This window comes from Listeria grandensis (genome assembly GCF_014322885.1).
Taxonomy (GTDB): Bacteria; Bacillota; Bacilli; order Lactobacillales; family Listeriaceae; genus Listeria_A; species Listeria_A grandensis.
Window position 1 is genome coordinate 34,361 of record NZ_JAASUG010000010.1, and the last position, 20,205, is coordinate 54,565.

The window sequence follows — 20,205 nt, forward strand, 5'->3', positions numbered from 1 at the left end:
GCCAACTTTAAATTAGGCAGAAAATGCGTCAAATCGCGGTTTTGTTGCTTACACATGCACAAAGAGCAAGTGTGTAAAATATGTACACACTTGCTCTTGTTGCGTCACTGTTCTTTTGTGATCACTTTGTTCGCCGTCATCATTTGCGTCAAATAAGCGATTTCTGACTGAGGGACAATAATATTATACTCAATATTTATATTTTCCATCATCTGTTGGGTAATCTGCATTTCAATCATGTGTTTCTTCGTGAATTCATCAATATTCGGGAATTCACGATCCACGCCACCGAGCTTCATTCGCTCCACCAGAAACGCTAAATGTAAGATGATGCCGATATCAACACCCGGTTCGAGCACTAAGTTCATTTGGACTTGTAATTCCGAAATGATTTTGCGCAAGAAGTACACGAGTTGTTCTGGGGAATCCACCTCTTTTAGGTTGCCTTCTAATGAAGAAATCAGTTGTTCGTACGGAACTTCATCGTTGATAATGCGTTTCACAATGTCCAAGCCGCCATCAGAAAATACTTCCAACGCGCTAAAATACGGAATATCGCGATATTGGAACGCAACGGAACCCATGATCGCCAAGATGTTGTATTCCTCCATCAATTGGTCGATGCGTTCGCGGAAAGCTTCTTTATGCAAAAACTGCAAAACAATGATTTCGACTTTCGATTCATCAATCACTGGCGCCACGCGGGCTCGTAATTGCTCTGCAACGCCTTCTCCTGTAAAACAAGTAAAGATAACGGCATTCTTCGTCGGTTTTGTTCGCAAAATTTGCGCCTTATATTTATTTTCAAAAAGTTGTTGGCAGCTCTGATAGATATCTTCGAGCCCACGTCCAAGTGAGGCTTTGCGGATCGCTTCAAGCACAACTGGTGTGCTCGTCATGCTGACCGTCTTCGTGCGAATCCCAAGTTCTTCGGTCATCATATTCCCAAACGATGTCAGCGAACCCATATCTGATAAAATGAGGACGCCTTTCGTCGGATTTAGTTGCTTCACTTTTGCCTTTACTTTCTCGTACATCACTTTTACTTCCATCGATAGCGGCATATCCATCGCGGTGCCTGTTTCGATATTCAGAAGTTCCTGCACCGTTTCGACCATACTCGTGGCAGTAGATCGGCCATGCATCATCACGATGACCTCGACTTGCGCCTCCTGTGTAAAAATCGATTCCACGACCTCTTCTGTTAAGAACATCGTCAAAAAACCAATTTCATCAAAGGGAATCTCGATGCCTAGGGCTTGTTCAAGTAATCCCGAAATATCAATCGCAGCCTGGAATTCCTTCGAGTATTTCTTACGGATATTATTCAAATCAGGATGGACAATATGTTTTTGTTCTCGAATCCGCTCAATCGTGCTCTGTAAATGAAGTGCAAACGCGAATCGCATTTTTTCATTGTATTTACGGTCTAGTCGTTCCTCGGCCAAATGATAAACTTGATCGGTGAGCTCCCACACCTCAGGACCAATAATGTCCTTGGCCGATTGTTGCGTTGGAAGTTGTCCCATATATTCGTGAAAATATTGATCAACATCCATGTAGAGCGCTTCCTCAAGCTCCGACTGATCTTTTCCCTCTTTCATCAGCTGATCGGCCTTCGTCTGAATCGCTTGGTACACATCATCCACATCTTCAATCGCGATATCATTCGCTTCACTCGTATCATAAAATTTAAAAATCGTCTTGTTCACATCAATCAACCGGTTCATCTTCTCCGGCTCGTCTTTCAAATGAAGCAAACCTTTTTGCACATAGATCGGCAAATCATCCTGCTCAATTAAAATGTAGTTCGTTGCCTTCGTCTTATAATGCAAAAATGCCTTCGCACAAGCCAGTTTCAAATCGCGTTGTAGCTGACCAACATTGGCGCTAGCATGATAGAGTAAAAATGCCATCAACGCCTGACGATGCACTCGAATCGTTTGGTGCAACCGCGTCGCTTCTTGCCCTAAGAAAAACTCGATTAACTGGTAGCGTTCTTCTAACTGCCGTTCCGCGAGTGGCGGTAACGTGATCGTCATTGGAATCCGCCTTGTAAAAGTTTCCAACAAGAAATTGTCTGGCGATTCCGTCGTTGCTCCAATGATTTGTACTTGCGCGGTATGCACTGCCTGACTTTCCCCGAGCGGCCGATATTCGCCTTTATCGATAAACGTAAATAGCATTTCCTGGCCTTCCGGTGGTAAGCGGTGAATCTCATCTAAGAATAAAATTCCGCCATCTGCCTTAGCAAGCAAGCCCTCACGTGTTTGCTCCGCGCCGGTATAAGCCCCTTTAATCACCCCAAAAATGTGACCAAAAAGCAGTTGTGGATTTTGCGCATAGTCCGCACAGTTAAATGATACAAACGGCGCTTTTTTGCCCACCATCTCGGATTCCCGAGCAAACTTATACATGCATTCTGCAAATAAGGACTTCCCTGTACCTGTTTTCCCAAGAATCAGTGTATGTAAACCATTTGGCGGATAAAGAATAGCCGCTTTCGCTTGTTGAATACTTACTTTCAAACTTTGCGCAGAACCAATTAAACGATCAAAAGCGGAGTGAGTCCCCCCAATCCCCGACTTTACGTCCGCTTCTGTAAACGCTTGATAAAGAACCGGCTTGCCAGGAAGTTTTTCGATCTGCTCTTCTTTAAAAAGCTCATTTAAATAACGACTTGCATTAGCACGATCCATTTGTAATTTTTCAGCAACATCATTTGCTGTCAACTTACCATTCACACTATTAAGAAGCTTAAAAACTTCATCTTTTCTACTAAGCATGCGTTCCGACTCCTTACTAAAAAGCTCTATACTTCTCATTATACCTGTAATCAGGGTGATTCGGCAAACTAAAAAATCAATAGCTTGTAAAATATACTGCCACATTTGCAGTTTCAGGAAAGAAGCTTCATGAATGGTATTATAAGCAAAAAAACCATGAAACAAAGCGCATCACATTGGCAAACTCGGTTCCATGGGTTTCTTTTTATTTACGTTTAGCCTTAGTTTCAAAATCATCCGTCAAAACACCTTCGTAATAGCGAACTTTAATCGGATCTTTGTTCAGTTCTTTCAAATATTGGCGCAGTGTGCGGGCTTCGCGCTCGTTAGCAAATGAGACGACGGTTCCTGCTTTACCCATTCGGCCGGTACGCCCCGAGCGATGTGTGTATTGTTTCGCGTCCATCGCCACGTCACAGTGGATGACGAACGGTAAATCTGGAATGTCCAAACCGCGCGCGGCGACATCGGTAACAATCAAGTACGTCAATTCTGCTTTTTTGAAGGCCGCTAAGTATTTTTTACGCTTTTCTTTGTCCACTTCTCCGTGTATTCCAGCTGCTGCAACACCATCATATTGCAGTTTCTCCAAAATGATGTCCATCCGAACCTTGTCCTTCACGAAAACAAGCGCATGCATTCCTTCTACATTAGATATCCGGCGCAGTAAAATCGCTTTATCACGCGGCTGCTCCACATCCATGTAAAGATGGTTCACATTGGCGTTGCTTTCCTCAGCCTTCGCTTCAATCATGACTGGCTCGATCTCACTGTTGCGGTAAAACATCATCGGATCGTCCAATTTCGTCGCTGAAGCCATCACTAATTGACGATCACGCATGGCGCTGTTCACAATCTCAAGCACAGTCGGAACATTTTCACGAATGAGCAACTGGTCACATTCATCCAGCGTAATCATTTTCACTTCATGCATCTTGATTTTCTTCTGTTTAATCAGCTCCAAAACACGACCAGGTGACCCCACAATGACTTGTGGTTTCTTTTTGAGGTTGTCGATTTGGCGCTTGATGTTGGCGCTACCGATGATCCCGACTACTTTCAGTCCAGCCGGTAACCACGAACGTACCACATCGGCGATCTGCATCACGAGTTCATGCGAAGGTGCTAAAATAAGCCATTGCGTATGTGGTTTTACTTCCAATTTCTCAATAGCCGGCAATGTGTATGCGACCGTTTTTCCCGTTCCCGTTGGCGAAACCGCGATCACGTCTTGGCCCTCTTTAATCGGCGTATATAACTGCTGCTGAATCTCCGTCATCGCTTCATAGTTATGGGCTTTCCACTGCTCGGCCCAGATTTCAGGTACTTCATTTATATTCATAGTAAACTCCTTTTTCCTCTAAATTAGCTAGTACCATCATACCATGTTTTCGCAGAATCAACAAAACCAGACAATTCGCATCATCTGGTTTCAAATTATTATTTTTCGACTTTATACCAAATACCATTTTGATGGCGCAGGTCATTCGAAATTTGGAGTACAGCTTTACTTAGATCTTCTAAGTCCTCGTACGCCAATGTGTCCTTTTCGGTGATGATTCTGGCAAACTCGGTCGCTTCGAATTCCATGTCGTTTGGAATCGTTGACATCGCGAGCTCCTCTATTTCTTTCGTGTGGTTATCGGCGTATTGAATGCTTTGGATGCCGGTCAACGGGTCGACGACAAGCGTACCTTTTTCGCCATATATTTCACTTGGTAAGAAAGATTGAGACATCTTCGCTTGCAAAATTGTCACCGTAAAGTCTGGATATTCAAAAATAACCGGACCGCCACCATCGACGCCTGTCCGCAATTTCGTCGCAAAATAAGTCGCTTTTTCAGGAACTCCGAACAGCGCAACCGCCGTGTACATCGGATAGACACCTAAGTCCACGAGCGAACCACCTGAAAATTGGAGTGAGAAAATGTTCGGTTCTTCGCCTGCAAGCACGTTATCGTAACGCGACGAATAATTCATATAAGCAAGCGTCGCACCGTGCAGTTTCCCTACTTTTTGGATGCTATCTTGGAGAATCTTGAAGTTTGGTTCTTGAATATGACGCGCCGCTTCGAAAAGAAAAACGCCATTTTCTTTTGCTATTTTATGCGCATCTTCTAATTCTGCAACCGTCGAGAAAATCGGTTTTTCGACGATGACATGTTTTTTGTGACGCAAGAAATGTAGGGCATGTTCGTAATGCATCGCGTTTGGCGAAGCAATATAAACCGCGTCTACAACATCCGATGCCGCCATCAATTCAATATCATCAAAATAGTTTTCCACTTTATATTTCTCACCAAAGGCATATGCTTTTTCGAGTGTGCGAGAATAAACCGCTGAAAGCTCCCAATCTCCCGAGTTAATCGCGCCTTCTACAAATGCGTCTGTAATCCAATTCGTTCCCATAATACCAAGCTTCATCACAAAACTTCCCTTCCTCATATGTTCTCCTCTTTAGTATAGCGGAAAACCGGAAAATTTGCGAAGAGATTGGTTAGGCGTTTGCAAAATCGTGATTTATAAAGTCCACTAATGTAAATGCACTATTTTCATATTCAAATTTCAAAATACAACAGTTTTTGAGTCCACTTATTGGCCCGATTTGGCTGGTCGCTTCCCAATTCCGCGCGAACTGGGCACAAGCTGCGCCATGTGAAACTGCCAAAACGACGTCATGATTCTCTTGGCTCATGATGGACTCCATCGTTTCGACAAGCCGCGCGCGGAAATCCATTTCTCGTTCGCCGCCAAATCCTGCGAAAAAGTCGCCATATGGGAGCGGCGGGTTCAAGTCCTCACTCTCACCCTCGAACGTGCCGAAATTCCATTCTTTCAGTCCTTTTAGTCGTGTGTAGTCCATATTCGTAATCCGTTCTAGCGTGTCGCAAGCCCGCTCGGATGTGGAGCTGTAGGCTTTCGTAAATACAATACCATTATCTTTGAAATAACTGCTCGCGATGTTAGCTTGTTGGATTCCTAATTCGGTCAGCGGTGCATCGCAAAATCCTTGAATTTTTTTACGTACGTTAAATAATGTTTGGCCATGTCTCATTAAATATAGTGTTTTCTTCAATTTACTTTCCCCCATATCCATTCTCAAGTGTGCACTGGCTCACTCGTAGTAAACCGTGTGCTACCAGTATATCATTTGTTATTTGCGAAAAATCGAAAACCCGCTCTAGACCAATATGTGGTGCCGCCCGATAGATAAGTTCTTTCACCTCTTCCGGTTTTATGCCGATCTGAAGCGCCTTGTTTAGCATCCTTTTGTATTCACTCACACGTTGCCTCATGATTAGCGCCGTCAGTCTTAGTTTCATTTGTTGATTTGGAAATAAGTAATTCTGATTATCTTGTGCCACATTACTAGCAGTCATTCCTACCTCCTCCTTTATCTAACAGTATAAAGATTGGAGTGCACTCCAAGTCAAATTTCATGCGAGGAGCAGGTATAAAAAAACCTGCCGTTCTGCGGTAACGATTGAGTTACTGAGAGCGACAGAATTTTGGTTGATGAAGATTGTTGTTGTGAAAAATCGCGGTTTTGAGGATATCTGGATCATAAATTGCTTAAATAAAACGATTTCAGAGGGATTGGCAAACTTACAGCCAAGTAGATTTACATTACACAATACTTAGATAAAACGAGATTTGCTTATCAGATATCGAAACTGTTAGAAGCATTTACATTACACAATACTTAGATAAAACGTCAAAGAACAATTAAACGGGGAATTTTCATTTTCATTACACAATACTTAGATAAAACGATGCTTTCATGCCACCGACTACATTATCTAATGAATTTACATTACACAATACTTAGATAAAACGCAGATGTTACAGATGCGCAACTGGCAAAATACAATTTACATTACACAATACTTAGATAAAACCTTGATGCGAAAGCCGCAAAGGCAGGTGATGACGAATTTACATTACACAATACTTAGATAAAACAGTGTTTCGAGTGTTCGCAAGTAGTGACGAAAATGAATTTACATTACACAATACTTAGATAAAACGGTGTTATACCTGCCACAGAAGCAAGCGAAGCGCTATTTACATTACACAATACTTAGATAAAACCCGTACCCATTTCAGCCCTACTCCCATCATACCTCAAAGGGGCTAATCTGTCGACCGATGACAAAATCGGGATTTCTAGCGCTTGATTTTACAAAAATATTTTATGAAAAGAGCCTAATCGTTGTTGTACCAGTCATTAACAAAAATCTGTCGATCCCCTGTAGTTTTTACGCTACTGGAGGTCGACAGATTTTAATGAATCCATTCTATTTAGGCACCATTGTGGACACAGTTTACTCTTTTTTCATTTATTAGCTTCTGCCTGGCTCTCAATATCTCCCTACAAACTGTGGAAGATATCTATTTTGAAACATTCCCAGTAGATTTGTTGGTGGAAGAATCGTTGGTAAGGCAACAGGCATCATGACAGGTAGGCTTCCCGTACCAAAATAATAGGCTTGATAAACTAATTTTGAACAATAGTTTGGATCTGTGCTTTTCAATGCGGATGTAATTTTATAATCGATATGCCTATCTTTTACTGCTGCTCCTTTTGAGGAATAATAGTTTTTATCAGCATACGTTGCTACCGTTTTAGCAAGGGACTGATTTTGTAGTCTGTAGACACTTGTCCAGTATTTAATATTTTTATTGATCCACTCTCTTTTTGTATACTGATTATTATTATCTTTTATGCCGTTTTTCCAATTAGCTCCACCAGTCATTTCTAAAATATGATTATCTCCGTTAGCGATAGCCGCGTGACCTATAAATCCTGAACTTGTTTTTTCAGATACAATCAGAATATCACCGGCTTTAACCGTGGCACAGAACTTCTCAATGTTATCCGCTGCAGACCTCCCAGTTCCTGTTACGGTACTCTTTTCGCCCCCAACCGGCTCATTAGATCCCTTCATAACACCAAAGTTATTTAAAACTAGCCACGCTTCATAAGACATGCCTTCAAAAATATCATTTTGAACAGACAGGTCATACGTCGGTTTAAATGTGTTTTTCTCGTCCTTTAACCATTCATTTAAAGGATATTTATGGGCATCTATCGCACCCTTCTCCACACCTATACTATATAACTCTTCGGCTGTTACATTTTTATTGTCCTGCGCTTGTACTTCTCCAGTGAATGGAAAAATCATCCCAACACACAGAAGTATTGTCATCCATCGTAAAACTTTTCTCATGATTACAACCCTTTCATTCGTTTAATAAAATGACCCGATCATAAAAACTACAAACTGTGCGAGTAGTATCACACTGGATATAAAGAAAAATAACAACGACAACCATCTGTATTCCTTATACCGGATACTTGCAAAAAGGCATGTTAAAACACTTATTAATGGTATACCTACGTACAGAACAAATATGTAACCTTTTCCCAAACTTGCTTCTAGAGAGACAAGTGCATCCCAAACCATTTCAAATGAAGACCATTCGTTTCCCATAATTCCTGATATGATGAACAGTATTAGGCTTAAAACAAACGGAACGTAGCAACACAATATCCTTACTCTCACCTGAAACACCTCTTAATATTTCTCATTCTGTATATACTCACGATTTTCTAGCAAGTCTCCTTATTTTGTAATTTAATGTTATTAATAGTTATAATATAGATACTTTCGCGATTTTATTATACCATAATTTGGATTTTAAGATCAAATGATAATTGAAAGAAATACTACTATATGATGGAATATTTTTTTGCTCAAAACTGTTGGGCTGATCACTACATATGACTCTTCTGTAGTTTGTATGTTACATTTCGCATTATGATAAAACAAAAAAGAAGATAGCTATAAATCGCTATCTCCGGTTTTCATTGTACAATACTTAGATAAAATCTGAGCCCACCGTCCAAACAAAATGGCAAATCCCTTATTTACATTACATAATACTTAGATAAAACGTCGATCATATGATAGAGACGAACACAAGCGAAGGAATTTACATTACACAATACTTAGATAAAACACTGTGACTTCCAAGACGGAATCGGCTCGCTTTCGTATTTACATTACACAATACTTAGATAAAACTTGTCCCTTCGGTGCTATAAACATTACCCGTGCACTATTTACATTACACAATACTTAGATAAAACCCGTACCCATTTCAGCCCTACTCCCATCATACCTCAAAGAGACTAATCTGTCGATCGACAACAAAACCATAATTTTTAGAGTCTCAGTCTGTAGAAATATTCGAAAAAACCTTCCTAACCTCAGTTATACAAGTCGTTAAACAAAATCTGTCGATCTCCTGTAGTTTTTACGCTACTAGAGGTCGACAGATTTCGATGAGCCTATTTTATTCCTTTATGGATTCTATTATTTTTATATTGATTCGTACCAATTTTTATGACTTTATTTACCTTTTCTTCTTGAAAATACAAAAATAATACATGAGATGATCGCTAGGAAAAATAGTACTATTTTATAAATTAGGATTGTAAATAGATCTGTTCAAGCCGGCGTCCCTTTTTTCATATCGATCCCACCTTTGACTATGTTTGCATTTTTTTGATAACTATCCCACCATTTAGATTACCAAATTGATGCTATTTTGCTTCCTTTCTTAGACTACACAATACTTGCGGAAAACGCAACAAAAAGATTATAGGTATTTTATTCTTATTTGTATGTTATAGTATCATTTGTATCTTCTCGGTTTACGTTGAATGAACCCGATAGCTAAGAAAGCCTAATGGTAGCGCTATACCTTCTGCTAACTCGTATAGGATTTACATTACAGATTACTTAGATAAAACGCGAATGGCTCTATATCAACGTTCATCATCACTATAATTTACATTTCATATTACTTAGATAAAACTTCGATAGCGCAACAGCGACAGCGCAAGGGACGACATTTACATTTCACATTACTTAGATAAAACTATATAACCATCTAACCAATTGACTTCATGGAAAGTATTTACATTTCGCATTACTTAGATAAAACGCTTTATTGCCGAACACGACGCGGAAGATGAGTATTATTTACATTTCACATTAGATAAAACGACGCTAAACCCTGTAACAGCGACCATCGCAGCTATATTTACATTTCACATTACTTAGATAAAACTTTGAGTCAATAATCATCCACATTAGGAATGTTATATTTACATTTCACATTACTTAGATAAAACGGGGAGAAGAATCTGGACCTCCCTTAGTGACAAAATTTACATTTCACATTACTTAGATAAAACCCGTGCCTTTTTAGCCCTACTCCCATCATACCTCAAGAGCCCTAATCTGTCGATCGACAACAAAATCGTTTTTTTCGTTAGCTTAACCTTGCTCTCGTTCTTTGCAAAACCGGTCTAATCCTAGTCATACCAATCGATAAAGAAAATCTGTCGATCGCCGGTAGTTTTTGCGCTACTGGGGGTCGACAGATTTTTGAGCCTTCTTGTTTTTTTATGGTAGGAATGTTTCGCCCATTAGGTAGAAATCGACTTCTCGGGCGGCTTCGCGTCCTTCGTTGATCGCGGTTACGACGAGGCTTTGGCCATATCTTGCGTCGCCGCATGCGAAGATGCCTTCGACGTCGGTACGGTAAAATCCTTTGGCGGCCTCGATGGTGTGGCGGTTTGTTTTGGCCACTTTGAAATCTTTGAAAATGGATGGGGTCGCACCGGCGAATCCAATTGCGATTAGCACGATGTCGGCATCCCAAATCTTCTCGGAATTGGGAACTTCAACGAGGTTTCGCTCGGCGTCAACGTGGTCAACGTCGATAGTGCGTAATCCTGTGAGTTCTCCTTTTTCATTTTTGATGAATTCGGTACTGTTTACTAAGTATTGACGTGGATCGGCGCCGTAGACTGCTTCTGCTTCGCTGTGGGCGTAATCCATTTGGAACACTTTTGGATATTGTGGCCACGGGTTTTGAATGGCTCGCAAATCTGGAAGTTTGTCGCGTAGGCCGAATTGGTAGATGCTTTTCGCGCCTTGTCTCAAAGCTGTGGCTACGCAATCGGCGCCTGTGTCGCCGCCGCCGATCACAATGACGTTTTTGCCTTCTGCGGACAGGGTTTGGACGCCGCCATTGTCGAGGTTGTCTTTGATGCTTTGTGTGAGGTAGTCAACGGCGAAATGGATGCCTTTTGCGTCGCGGCCTGGAAGCTTGACGTCGCGGGCGTTTCCAGCACCTGTTGCTAGCACGACGGAATCGTATTCGGCTTTTAGTTGCGCCATTGGGATGTCTTTCCCGGCTTCGATGTTGGTCACGAACTCGACGCCTTCTTCGGCCATCAGGTTGACGCGACGGTTAATCGAGTCTTTTTCGAGTTTCATCGTCGGGATGCCGTACATGAGCAAGCCTCCGATTCGGTCGCTTTTTTCGAAAACGGTGACGTTGTGGCCGGCTTTGTTTAGTTGGTCAGCGCACGCGAGTCCTGCTGGACCGGAGCCGATGATGGCGATGCGTTTTCCGGTTCGTTTTTGTGGTGCTTGGGCTTTGATCCAGCCTTCTTCAAAGCCGCGGTCGATAATCGCTTTTTCGATGGATTTAATGCCGACTGCGGGCTCTGAGATTGCGACTGTGCAGGAGCCTTCGCATGGTGCTGGACAAACGCGGCCGGTGAACTCTGGGAAGTTATTTGTTTTTAAAAGGAGATCTAAGGCTTCGCGCCATTCTCCGCGGTACACGGCGTCGTTCCACTCGGGAATCAGGTTGTGTAGCGGGCATCCAGACACGCCGTTTTTGATTTCTTCGCCTGTGTGGCAAAATGGTACGCCGCAGTCCATGCAACGCGCGGCTTGTATTTGTAAATCGACTACGGGCATCGGTAAATTGTATTCGTTCCAGTCGCGCGTCCGTTTTAGTGGATCGCGGACTGGGCTTGGAATTCGGTCATATTCGATAAATCCTGTCGCTTTTCCCATTGTTTTTCAGCTCCTTATTTTGAAATTATTCTGAGCTCTGCGCCTCTTTCAAGTGTTCTCAGTCTAGCTTCATCCGCTAGCTCTTCGAAAACTTGTTGAGGTTCTTAGAAAAGTATTTTATTTTCTTAGAACATCAATATGAGTGCGACCGAAAGGAGCATTCGTTCATCTCGGCCGCTCCAGTTTTTTTCAGAGCTGAACGAGCGGATTCTGCTTCCTATTTGCTTACCTCAACTAAAAGTCCGTCTTTGTGCTCATAGAAAGCCTGTAACTCCGCGGCATCGTGGGTTTGGCCTTCGCCTTCTAGTTTTTCGATGCGGGTTAGCATGATTTCAAATTCGTTCGGGATGACGTAAACGAAATTCGTGATTTCGCGTTCCCAGTTTGCAAGTAGTTGGCGGGCAAATTCGCTGTCAGTATAGCGCACGTGATTTTCCACAAGTTCGCGTAGTTTCCGTTCTTCGCGCGGTGTCGTAATCCCTCGACACGTCACGAGTTCTGGATTCACTTTTGCGTTGAAATGGGCTTGGTCTGGGGCGTAAACGTAAGCCACACCGCCGGACATCCCTGCTGCAAAATTCTCACCGGTTTCGCCGAGGACAACCACGGTTCCGCCAGTCATATATTCACAGCCGTTATCGCCAATTCCTTCGACGACCACGTCTGCGCCACTGTTACGGACGGCAAAACGTGCACCGGCTTTTCCATGAATGTACGCTTCACCGTCTGTCGCACCGTAAAGCGTTACGTTTCCGACAATCGCGGAATCATGCGCTACAATCGGTGTTTTCGCGTCTGGTGATACGATGAGTTTCGCGCCGGATAGCCCTTTTCCGAAGTAATCGTTCGCGTCGCCTTCAATGCGCAGCGTCATGCCTTTTGGAGCGAAGGCACCGAAGCTTTGACCAGCCGCGCCCGTGAAGGTTAGGTCGATCGTATCTTCTGGGAGGCCAGCCGCGCCGTATTTCTTGCTGATATAAGAACCGGTAATCGTGCCAATCGCGCGGTCAATATTGCGAACTGGGAAGCGTCCAGTGACTTTCTCACCGCGTTCAATCGCAGGCGCCACAACGGCTTTCAACTCGCGCATATCCAGCGTTTGGTCGATTTTATGGTCTTGTTCTTTCGTGCAGAACTGGACTTGTTTTTGGTAAAATTCGTCCGTGTATAGCATATTGGAAAAATCGAGATGTTTCGCTTTCCAATGCGATTCCTTGCGTTCATGGGTCTCCAAATATTCTTTGTGCCCGATAATTTCCTCAAGGCTGCGGAAACCAAGTTCGGCCATCGTTTCACGCATTTCAGCAACAATAAAGTTGAAAAAATTCACGACGTAATCTGCGGAACCACCAAATTTTTTACGAAGTTCTGGGTTCTGCGTCGCCACTCCGACGGGACACGTATCCATATGGCACACGCGCATCATCACGCAACCGAGCGTTACAAGCGGTGCCGTCGCAAAACCGTATTCTTCCGCGCCAAGCATAGCGGCAACTAGTACGTCTTTTCCTGTCATCAGTTTGCCGTCCGTTTCCACGACCACTTGATTACGCAAACCGTTCAGCAGCAACGTTTGGTGCGTCTCCGCCAAGCCAATTTCCCACGGAACACCTGTATGGCGAATACTGCTCCGCGCCGCCGCACCTGTTCCGCCTTCATAACCGCTGACCAAGATCACGTCGGCAAATCCTTTCGCAACACCCGCTGCGATCGTGCCAATTCCCGTTTTCGATACGAGTTTCACGTTAATTCGCGCGTCTTTGTTGGCATTTTTCAAGTCAAAAATAAGTTGGGATAAATCCTCGATGGAATAGATATCATGATGTGGTGGTGGAGAGATGAGCCCTACGCCCGTCGTTGATCCGCGGGTTTTCGAAATCCACGGATATACTTTCTCGCCTGGCAAATGACCGCCCTCGCCTGGTTTCGCGCCTTGCGCCATCTTGATTTGCAGCTCGTCGGCGTTTACCAAATAGTGACTCGTCACGCCGAACCGACCAGATGCGACTTGCTTGATCGCACTCCGACGCCAATCGCCGTTTGCATCACGCTCGAACCGGTCTGGATTTTCGCCGCCTTCCCCGCTGTTGCTTTTCCCGCCAATTCGGTTCATCGCAATCGCGAGCGACTCGTGCGCCTCTTGACTGATGGAACCGTAAGACATCGCGCCCGACTTGAAGCGTTTGAAAATGGCTTCGGCAGGCTCGACTTCTTCGATTGGAATCGGCTTGCGACCGAGCGAATTGAATGTCAGCAAACCACGAAGGAAGGCGTTATTTTGATTCTGCATTAAATCGGAATATAAATCATACGTTTCGCGATTATTTTCACGCGTCGCCTGTTGCAAAGAATGGATCGCGAGCGGGTTGAAAACATGATATTCGCCGTTCGAGCGCCATTGATACTCGCCACCCGTGTTCAGCGTGAACTCTTGGAAACCGATATCGTGAAACGCCTCGCGATGACGCAACCATGACTCTTGCGCAATGACTTCCAGCGGAATCCCGCCGAGTTGCGACGCCGTTCCTGGGAAGTAATCCGCAATCACATCATTACCAATACCAATCGCTTCAAAAATCTGCGCGCCCCGATAGCTTTGCACGGTAGAAATCCCAATTTTCGACATGACCTTCAAAATCCCGTCCGTAATCGCCTGAATGTAACGCGACTCCGCCTCATCGACCGTAAAACCTTTAATCCGGCCATCTTTAATCAAATTCGCAAACATATCGATCGCCAAGTACGGGAAAATCGCGTCCGCACCGTAGCCAACCAACATCGCACAATGATGCACGTCGCGAGCCTCCGCTGTTTTCACGATCAAGCTCACCTTCATCCGCGTACCCCGTCTCACCAAATGATGATGCAATCCACTCGTCATGAGCAGCGCCGGAATCCCGATAAACTCATCGTTTGTGCCGTCATCCGTAAGCACAAGCAACTCCGCGCCAGCCTCAATTTTCGCATCGGCTTCCGCAAAAAGTCGATCCAGTACTTCCGCCAAATTCTCTTTTTCTTCCGCTCTAAATAATGCATTAATAAACGCCGTCGGTTTCGCAAATTTCTTCTGAAGCGCAATCGAAGCGTATTGTTTCCGAGACAAAATCGGCGTCTCCAAACGGATTCGGTTCGCATTTTGCGCCGTCGGATTTAAAATATTGCCCTCATTTCCAAGCAACGTCATCGTCGAAATAACTGACTCCTCACGCAAACCATCAATCGGTGGATTTGTCACCTGCGCAAATAATTGCTTGAAATAGTTAAACAACAACTGCGGTCGGAATGAAAGCACAGCAAGCGGTGCATCGTAACCCATCGCCCCCATCGGATCCTTTTTCTCCGTCACCATCGGAATCAAGATTTTGCTGAGCTCGTCCTGCGTATAACCATACGCCCGCTGCAACTTGAAGCAGTCCTTCTTATTCAATGAAATATATTCCAAACGATCCTTGTCCGTCAACGTCCCAATCTCCGTCAACTCCGCGTCCAGCCATTCACGATAAGGCTTTTTCGTCGTCAACTCCGATTTGATCACATCATCCGAAATAATCTCGCCTTTTTCCAAATCAATCAGCAGCATCGTACCCGCGCCAACCGTCACTTTGCGGATCACTTCCTCCGGCGCAACAGGCACAACGCCAGTCTCCGAAGAATAAATAATCGTGTGGTCTTTCGTCTCATAATAACGCGCAGGACGCAAGCCATTCCGGTCCAAAATGGTTCCAATCACGCGCCCGTTCGTAAACGAAATCGACGTCGGCCCATCCCAAGGCTCCATCAGCGTACTATGATACTCATAAAACGCCCGTTTCGGATCCGTCATCGCCTTATTTTTATCCCAAGGCTCCGGAATCAACATCATCGCCGCGTGAGGCAACGTCCTCCCCGTCTGCACCAAGAATTCCAGCGCATTATCAAGCGTCGCCGAATCACTTCCATCCTCATCAATGACAGGCATTAGCTTCGCCAAATCCGCGCCAAACAAATCCGATTCCGCGCGCTTCTCACGAGCCTTCATCCAATTCAAATTCCCGCGCTGCGTATTAATTTCCCCATTATGAATCAAATAACGATACGGATGCGCCCGTTCCCAACTCGGAAACGTATTCGTACTAAAACGTGAATGCACCAGCGCGTAAGCCGACGTATAAGCAGGATCCGCCAAGTCCAAATAATACTGATTAATTTGCTCCGGCGTCAACATCCCTTTAAAAATAACCGTCCGCGTCGACAAACTCGGCACATAAAACGTTTCCGTAATCCGTGCATCGCCCATCGCAAAATTCTCGACTTGTTTCCTAATTAAGTATAATTTCCGCTCAAAAGCTTCCTCATCCAACGTCTCATCCTTCGCGATAAAAAGTTGATACACCGCCGGTTCCGTTTTTTGCGCCCCCAGCCCAACCTTCGTCACGTCCGTTGGCAACTTGCGCCATCCTAAGAATGTTTGCCCTTCTTGTTCGATGTAACACTCCGTCGCCGCCTGTAAAATTTTACGTTGTGCCGTGTTTTGTGGGAAATTAAACATCCCCACCGCATAATGATACTTTTCAGGTAATACAATATCGATGTGCGCACAAGCATCGCGGAAGAAGTCGTCCGAAATTTCCAGAAGAATCCCCGCACCATCGCCCGTATCGCCGCCAACCTCGCCGCCACGATGTTTCAACTGACAAAGCATATGAATTCCCTGCTCGACAATTTTATGCGAAGAACGCCCTTTAATATTCGCTACAAAACCAATACCACAAGCGTCATGTTCATTTTTCGGATCGTACAACCCATGTTTTTCAGGCATATTCGTCTGTTTCATCCTAATTCCTCCTCGTGCCGTTATTTAAGATTTCAGATAATTAAAGTTATAATTATGTATCCTGTTCTATATTCTACCCATTAATTTCTAGTTTGTAACGTTTTGGTGTAATGTCTATTTTAATCCTTTTCATTTATCGAAACAATATATATAATAGAATAAAACAATCTCATTTCGAGATAGATCGGAGACAAGCAATGGAATTACGACAATTAAAGTACTTTATTGAAGTCGCGCGCGTCGAACATATGACCCAAGCATCGGAAAATTTACACGTCGCCCAATCTGCCGTGAGTAGACAGATAACGAAACTCGAGGAAGAGCTCGGAATCAAGCTGTTCGACCGTATTGGCCGCAACATGCAACTGACAGCGGTAGGTCAGGATTTCTTGCGCCAAGCCAAAATCGGCCTACAGGAATTGCAAAAAGCCCAGGCAATCGTGGAGGAGTACGCGGATCCGACGATTGGTGAGATTCGGATTGGACTGCCAAACTCGATTGCTACAAAAGTTCTGCCCGCCGTTATTTCTGCGTTTCGGGAGAAGTATCCGCGAATCACGTATCGTTTTATGGAAGGTTCGAATCGCGATTTGAAGCAGATGTTGGTGACTGGCGCGCTTGATGTGACGTTTTTATCGCCGGTGCCAGAAGAAGATGACGAGATTATGCCGCATCGCTTTTTTGATGAGAAGTTGCGATTGATTGTACCAAGTGGGCATCGGTTAGCTGGGGAACATTCCGTTGCGCTCAAGGATTTGGCAGACGAGAAATTTATTTTGTACCCGCAAGATTTCGATTTGTATCATTTAGTGGAAGATACAGCGCGGATGAAAGGCATTGAACTCGAGACAATTTTTCAAAGCCGCGATTTCCACACAATTCAGGGATTGGTTGGTGCAGGACTCGGCATCAGCATTTTGCCCGAGATGATTTTGGATGGGGCGATATTTAAAGAGACGCGGAGTATTGCGTTGATGGACCAGGAATTACGGCGGTCGGTTGGGATAATCACGACAAAAAGACGGAACATGTCGCCGTCTGAGACACTGTTCCGTGATTTTTTGTTGGGGTATTTTGAAGATCGGGTAATTTAGGAAACCTTGTGTAGCATAACGCCATATGGTGCGCTAGCCTTGCATCGTGCTAACATTTTGGCGGATTTTGTATCTTCTCCAATTTGTTTGTACGCAATCGCCAGCGCCCATTCCGCAATTATATTTGGGTTATACATCGGTTTGGATTCATAATAAAGCCTTTCCAATGCCACTACGTATTCTCTAGAGCTGCCTTCCGTTAATATTTTTCCAATCATAATATTCGTATCAAGAGTTCTTATCGCGCGTTCATCTAAAGGAGAGTCCATACTAGTTGCTAGTTCCTTGGCTTTTTCTGCCGCCACTAGGCCTTCGAAATTTCCAGCTTCATAAAGATAGTTATCAAGTGTAATAATGATATATTTAAGTGACTGCTGATAGGAATCACAAATACTCCAATCGATTGTTTCAAGCACAGCACTTACCTTCTGACGCTCTCCATAAAATAAGTACACCAAAGAATCCTGATAGACAGACGCTACTCTTGCATACTGTTCATCTTCAATTTTCGGCATTTTGCGATTAGATTCTTTGATAACATCCTCCGCTGATTGATATTGCCAAGTTGATTTATGCTTTCGTTTACGATATATAATTGTAATTCCAGCCTGTATATATGGGATGATAATTAGACCTCCAAGCATATACCCTATAAAAGTGTTTAAGCTAAAGAGGAACGTCACAATAGCTAATCCAAAGCACCATGAAATTATCCTAAATATCCATTTTCTTAATAAATATGCGTTGTTTGTCTTTTGTTTATTTTTCATTCCGCTGCCCCTTTGTTATTTAAAATTTAAGCTTTTATTTTGTGTAGCATAACGCCGAATGGGGCAGTTTTTTTACATCGTTCTAGCATTTCGGCGGATTTGGCATGGTCGCCAAGTTCGTAGTAAGCGTTTGCCAGCGCCCATTCTGCAATCATATTTGGTTTTTTATTTGGTTTCGAATCGTGATATAGTTCCTCTAATTCAGCTAAACTTTCGTTAGCGGTACCTTCAGTCAATATTTTTCCAATGACGACATACAAATTGTACATTGCTATAGTCTCTTTTGATCCCGGAAATTTAGTGGAAATCGTAGCTAATTCCTTGGCTTTATTTGCGGCAAATAGGCCATTATGGTGATTATCTGCATACAAATAATTATCCAGTGCAATCATCGTATACTTAAATGAATGCTGATATGGAGTCGTGGCACCCCAGTTAAAGTTATCAATAATCGTAAGCGCCTTATCACGCTCTCCGTAAACCAAGCAAACAATCCCAGTATTGGCAGCCATAATTACATCTTTGAGTTTCTTATCCCTCAGCCCCACAAGCCGCCGATTCATCGCATTCGCCGCCTCTGTCGCTGTTGGTTTCAGCCAAGCTTCTTTGTATTTTCGATATTGGTATTTATTCATGATAACCGCATACCCCGTTGTAATAGCTATGATAGCGATAAAAAAATACAGAAAATCTGATTTTACTACAATTAGCAAGATTAGTATAGCAATAACCGCAATCACTGATAAGATTGCAGGTATCCATTTTTTCAGCAGGTATTGGTTATTTTTTGTTTGGTTGCTTTGCATTTTGTGCTCCTTTTTATTAAATATTTTTTAAGACTTATTCCCTTTACATTGGCATTATATTAGGTTTTGGCTCATCAAATCCCTCCGAAGAAAAATCATGAATTATTGGACTTTTCGTTCGCTGTTAATTTCGTACCATTAAAAACTTGCCCAATGTCAGAATACGAGGTTCATTCTTCTCGTTCAAAAATTCCCTTAGCATTTCTATACTTTGGATTATATTTTGTAATTCGATATTCATGCATTGCGTCAGCACTCCTTTTAATTCTAGCTCATTTAAAACGTGTGTAGTAAAATATATTCATGAGCTAGCTCTTCCCTAAGATAAAACACATTCAGGGGTTGAACATTATCAAAATCACATTACAAGGCGAAAAATACTACATCAAATCTTTAAAAACTTATCTATATATTCCCGATTCCCTTCAACAAGAATGGTATCTCAATAAAAAGACAGATTATTGGATTAGCGGAACCTCATCATTTTACACCAATTTAGCCGGTATATTAAAATATCTCAGCACATCAACAACAGGAATCTTCATAATACCAACTCCAAAAGGCATAAACCTGGAGTCACCACTAATTTCAACACCAGAAGATTGGGAATCGACGAACATCATCATTAAGCATCGCAAACAACAAGTCAGTTTTAAGGAATTAAGAGAGCTGCTAAACCAAATCAAGTATATCAAGCCTGAATCATTTCGCCTAAACTATACTTTAGAACCCGAAAAAGTCTTTTACGACAAATACTACTATAAAGATACAAGCATAAAAATAGATATAGATCACGTAAATAATTATCTTTTACTCAGCGGAAGTTCTACCGTCTACACTGATTTATACAATGATATGATTTTCTTTTTATCAAACACCGATGACAGTGAATATGAAGAATCGTTGCCGCACTCTCACTTAGATTTATTCCTTGCAAACAAGATTAATTCGGATATTGGGCTGACTTTTAGTTGTTTTAAGAAATGAT

General features: G+C 43.1%; 12 protein-coding genes and 2 CRISPR repeat arrays. Of the genes, 2 read left to right on the forward strand and 10 right to left on the reverse strand.

Annotated elements, in window-relative coordinates; all coding sequences use genetic code 11:
- Nucleotides 1-104: 104 nt before the first annotated feature.
- The 8 genes from HCJ54_RS12700 to gltB all read right to left on the reverse strand — a co-directional run bounded on the left by HCJ54_RS12700 (nucleotide 105) and on the right by gltB (nucleotide 16,547).
- Nucleotides 105-2,786 (reverse strand): sigma-54-dependent transcriptional regulator, encoded by a 2,682-nt coding sequence (locus HCJ54_RS12700; RefSeq protein ID WP_187137907.1) that lies wholly within the window; start codon nucleotides 2,784-2,786, stop codon nucleotides 105-107.
- Nucleotides 2,787-2,991: 205 nt separating this feature from the next.
- Complete coding sequence (locus HCJ54_RS12705) at nucleotides 2,992-4,128, reverse strand: DEAD/DEAH box helicase (RefSeq protein ID WP_187137908.1); 1,137 nt, start codon at nucleotides 4,126-4,128, stop codon at nucleotides 2,992-2,994.
- A 98-nt stretch (nucleotides 4,129-4,226) separates the two neighbouring features.
- Nucleotides 4,227-5,210 carry a Gfo/Idh/MocA family protein gene (locus HCJ54_RS12710; protein ID WP_185411224.1) on the reverse strand — a complete coding sequence of 328 codons (984 nt, stop codon included), beginning with the start codon at nucleotides 5,208-5,210 and terminating at the stop codon, nucleotides 4,227-4,229.
- A gap of 73 nt (nucleotides 5,211-5,283) precedes the next feature.
- Nucleotides 5,284-5,862 carry a histidine phosphatase family protein gene (locus HCJ54_RS12715; RefSeq protein ID WP_187137909.1) on the reverse strand — a complete coding sequence of 193 codons (579 nt, stop codon included), beginning with the start codon at nucleotides 5,860-5,862 and terminating at the stop codon, nucleotides 5,284-5,286.
- A gap of 1 nt (nucleotide 5,863) precedes the next feature.
- The gene (locus HCJ54_RS12720) at nucleotides 5,864-6,166 is read right to left on the reverse strand and encodes a carboxymuconolactone decarboxylase family protein (RefSeq protein ID WP_187137910.1); all 303 of its coding nucleotides are present in this window, start codon (nucleotides 6,164-6,166) and stop codon (nucleotides 5,864-5,866) included.
- A gap of 240 nt (nucleotides 6,167-6,406) precedes the next feature.
- Nucleotides 6,407-6,878: direct repeats of the CRISPR family, unit length 29 nt; unit sequence ATTTACATTACACAATACTTAGATAAAAC.
- A gap of 269 nt (nucleotides 6,879-7,147) precedes the next feature.
- Nucleotides 7,148-8,017: a C40 family peptidase gene (locus tag HCJ54_RS12725; RefSeq protein WP_187137911.1), complete on the reverse strand. Its 870-nt coding sequence runs from the start codon at nucleotides 8,015-8,017 to the stop codon at nucleotides 7,148-7,150.
- Between the two features lie 634 nt (nucleotides 8,018-8,651).
- A CRISPR array of direct repeats spans nucleotides 8,652-8,941; the repeat unit is 29 nt; unit sequence ATTTACATTACACAATACTTAGATAAAAC.
- 1,323 nt (nucleotides 8,942-10,264) lie between these two features.
- Nucleotides 10,265-11,734, reverse strand: coding sequence for a glutamate synthase subunit beta (locus HCJ54_RS12730; RefSeq protein ID WP_187137912.1), 1,470 nt, complete (start codon nucleotides 11,732-11,734; stop codon nucleotides 10,265-10,267).
- A gap of 217 nt (nucleotides 11,735-11,951) precedes the next feature.
- Nucleotides 11,952-16,547, reverse strand: coding sequence for a glutamate synthase large subunit (gltB, locus tag HCJ54_RS12735; protein WP_187137913.1), 4,596 nt, complete (start codon nucleotides 16,545-16,547; stop codon nucleotides 11,952-11,954).
- A gap of 197 nt (nucleotides 16,548-16,744) precedes the next feature.
- Between gltB and HCJ54_RS12740 the strand changes: the two genes are divergently transcribed.
- Nucleotides 16,745-17,641: a LysR family transcriptional regulator gene (locus HCJ54_RS12740; RefSeq protein WP_187137914.1), complete on the forward strand. Its 897-nt coding sequence runs from the start codon at nucleotides 16,745-16,747 to the stop codon at nucleotides 17,639-17,641.
- Here the strand turns inward: HCJ54_RS12740 and HCJ54_RS12745 are convergent.
- Entirely contained in the window at nucleotides 17,638-18,411 is a 774-nt protein-coding gene (locus HCJ54_RS12745; protein ID WP_187137915.1) for a hypothetical protein, read from the reverse strand. The genes HCJ54_RS12740 and HCJ54_RS12745 overlap by 4 nt on opposite strands.
- Nucleotides 18,412-18,437: 26 nt before the next feature.
- The gene (locus HCJ54_RS12750; RefSeq protein WP_187137916.1) at nucleotides 18,438-19,217 is read right to left on the reverse strand and encodes a hypothetical protein; all 780 of its coding nucleotides are present in this window, start codon (nucleotides 19,215-19,217) and stop codon (nucleotides 18,438-18,440) included.
- 342 nt (nucleotides 19,218-19,559) lie between these two features.
- Between HCJ54_RS12750 and HCJ54_RS12755 the strand changes: the two genes are divergently transcribed.
- Nucleotides 19,560-20,204, forward strand: a complete 645-nt coding sequence (locus HCJ54_RS12755) for a hypothetical protein (protein WP_187137917.1) — start codon at nucleotides 19,560-19,562, stop codon at nucleotides 20,202-20,204.
- The last annotated feature ends 1 nt before the right edge of the window (nucleotide 20,205 follow it).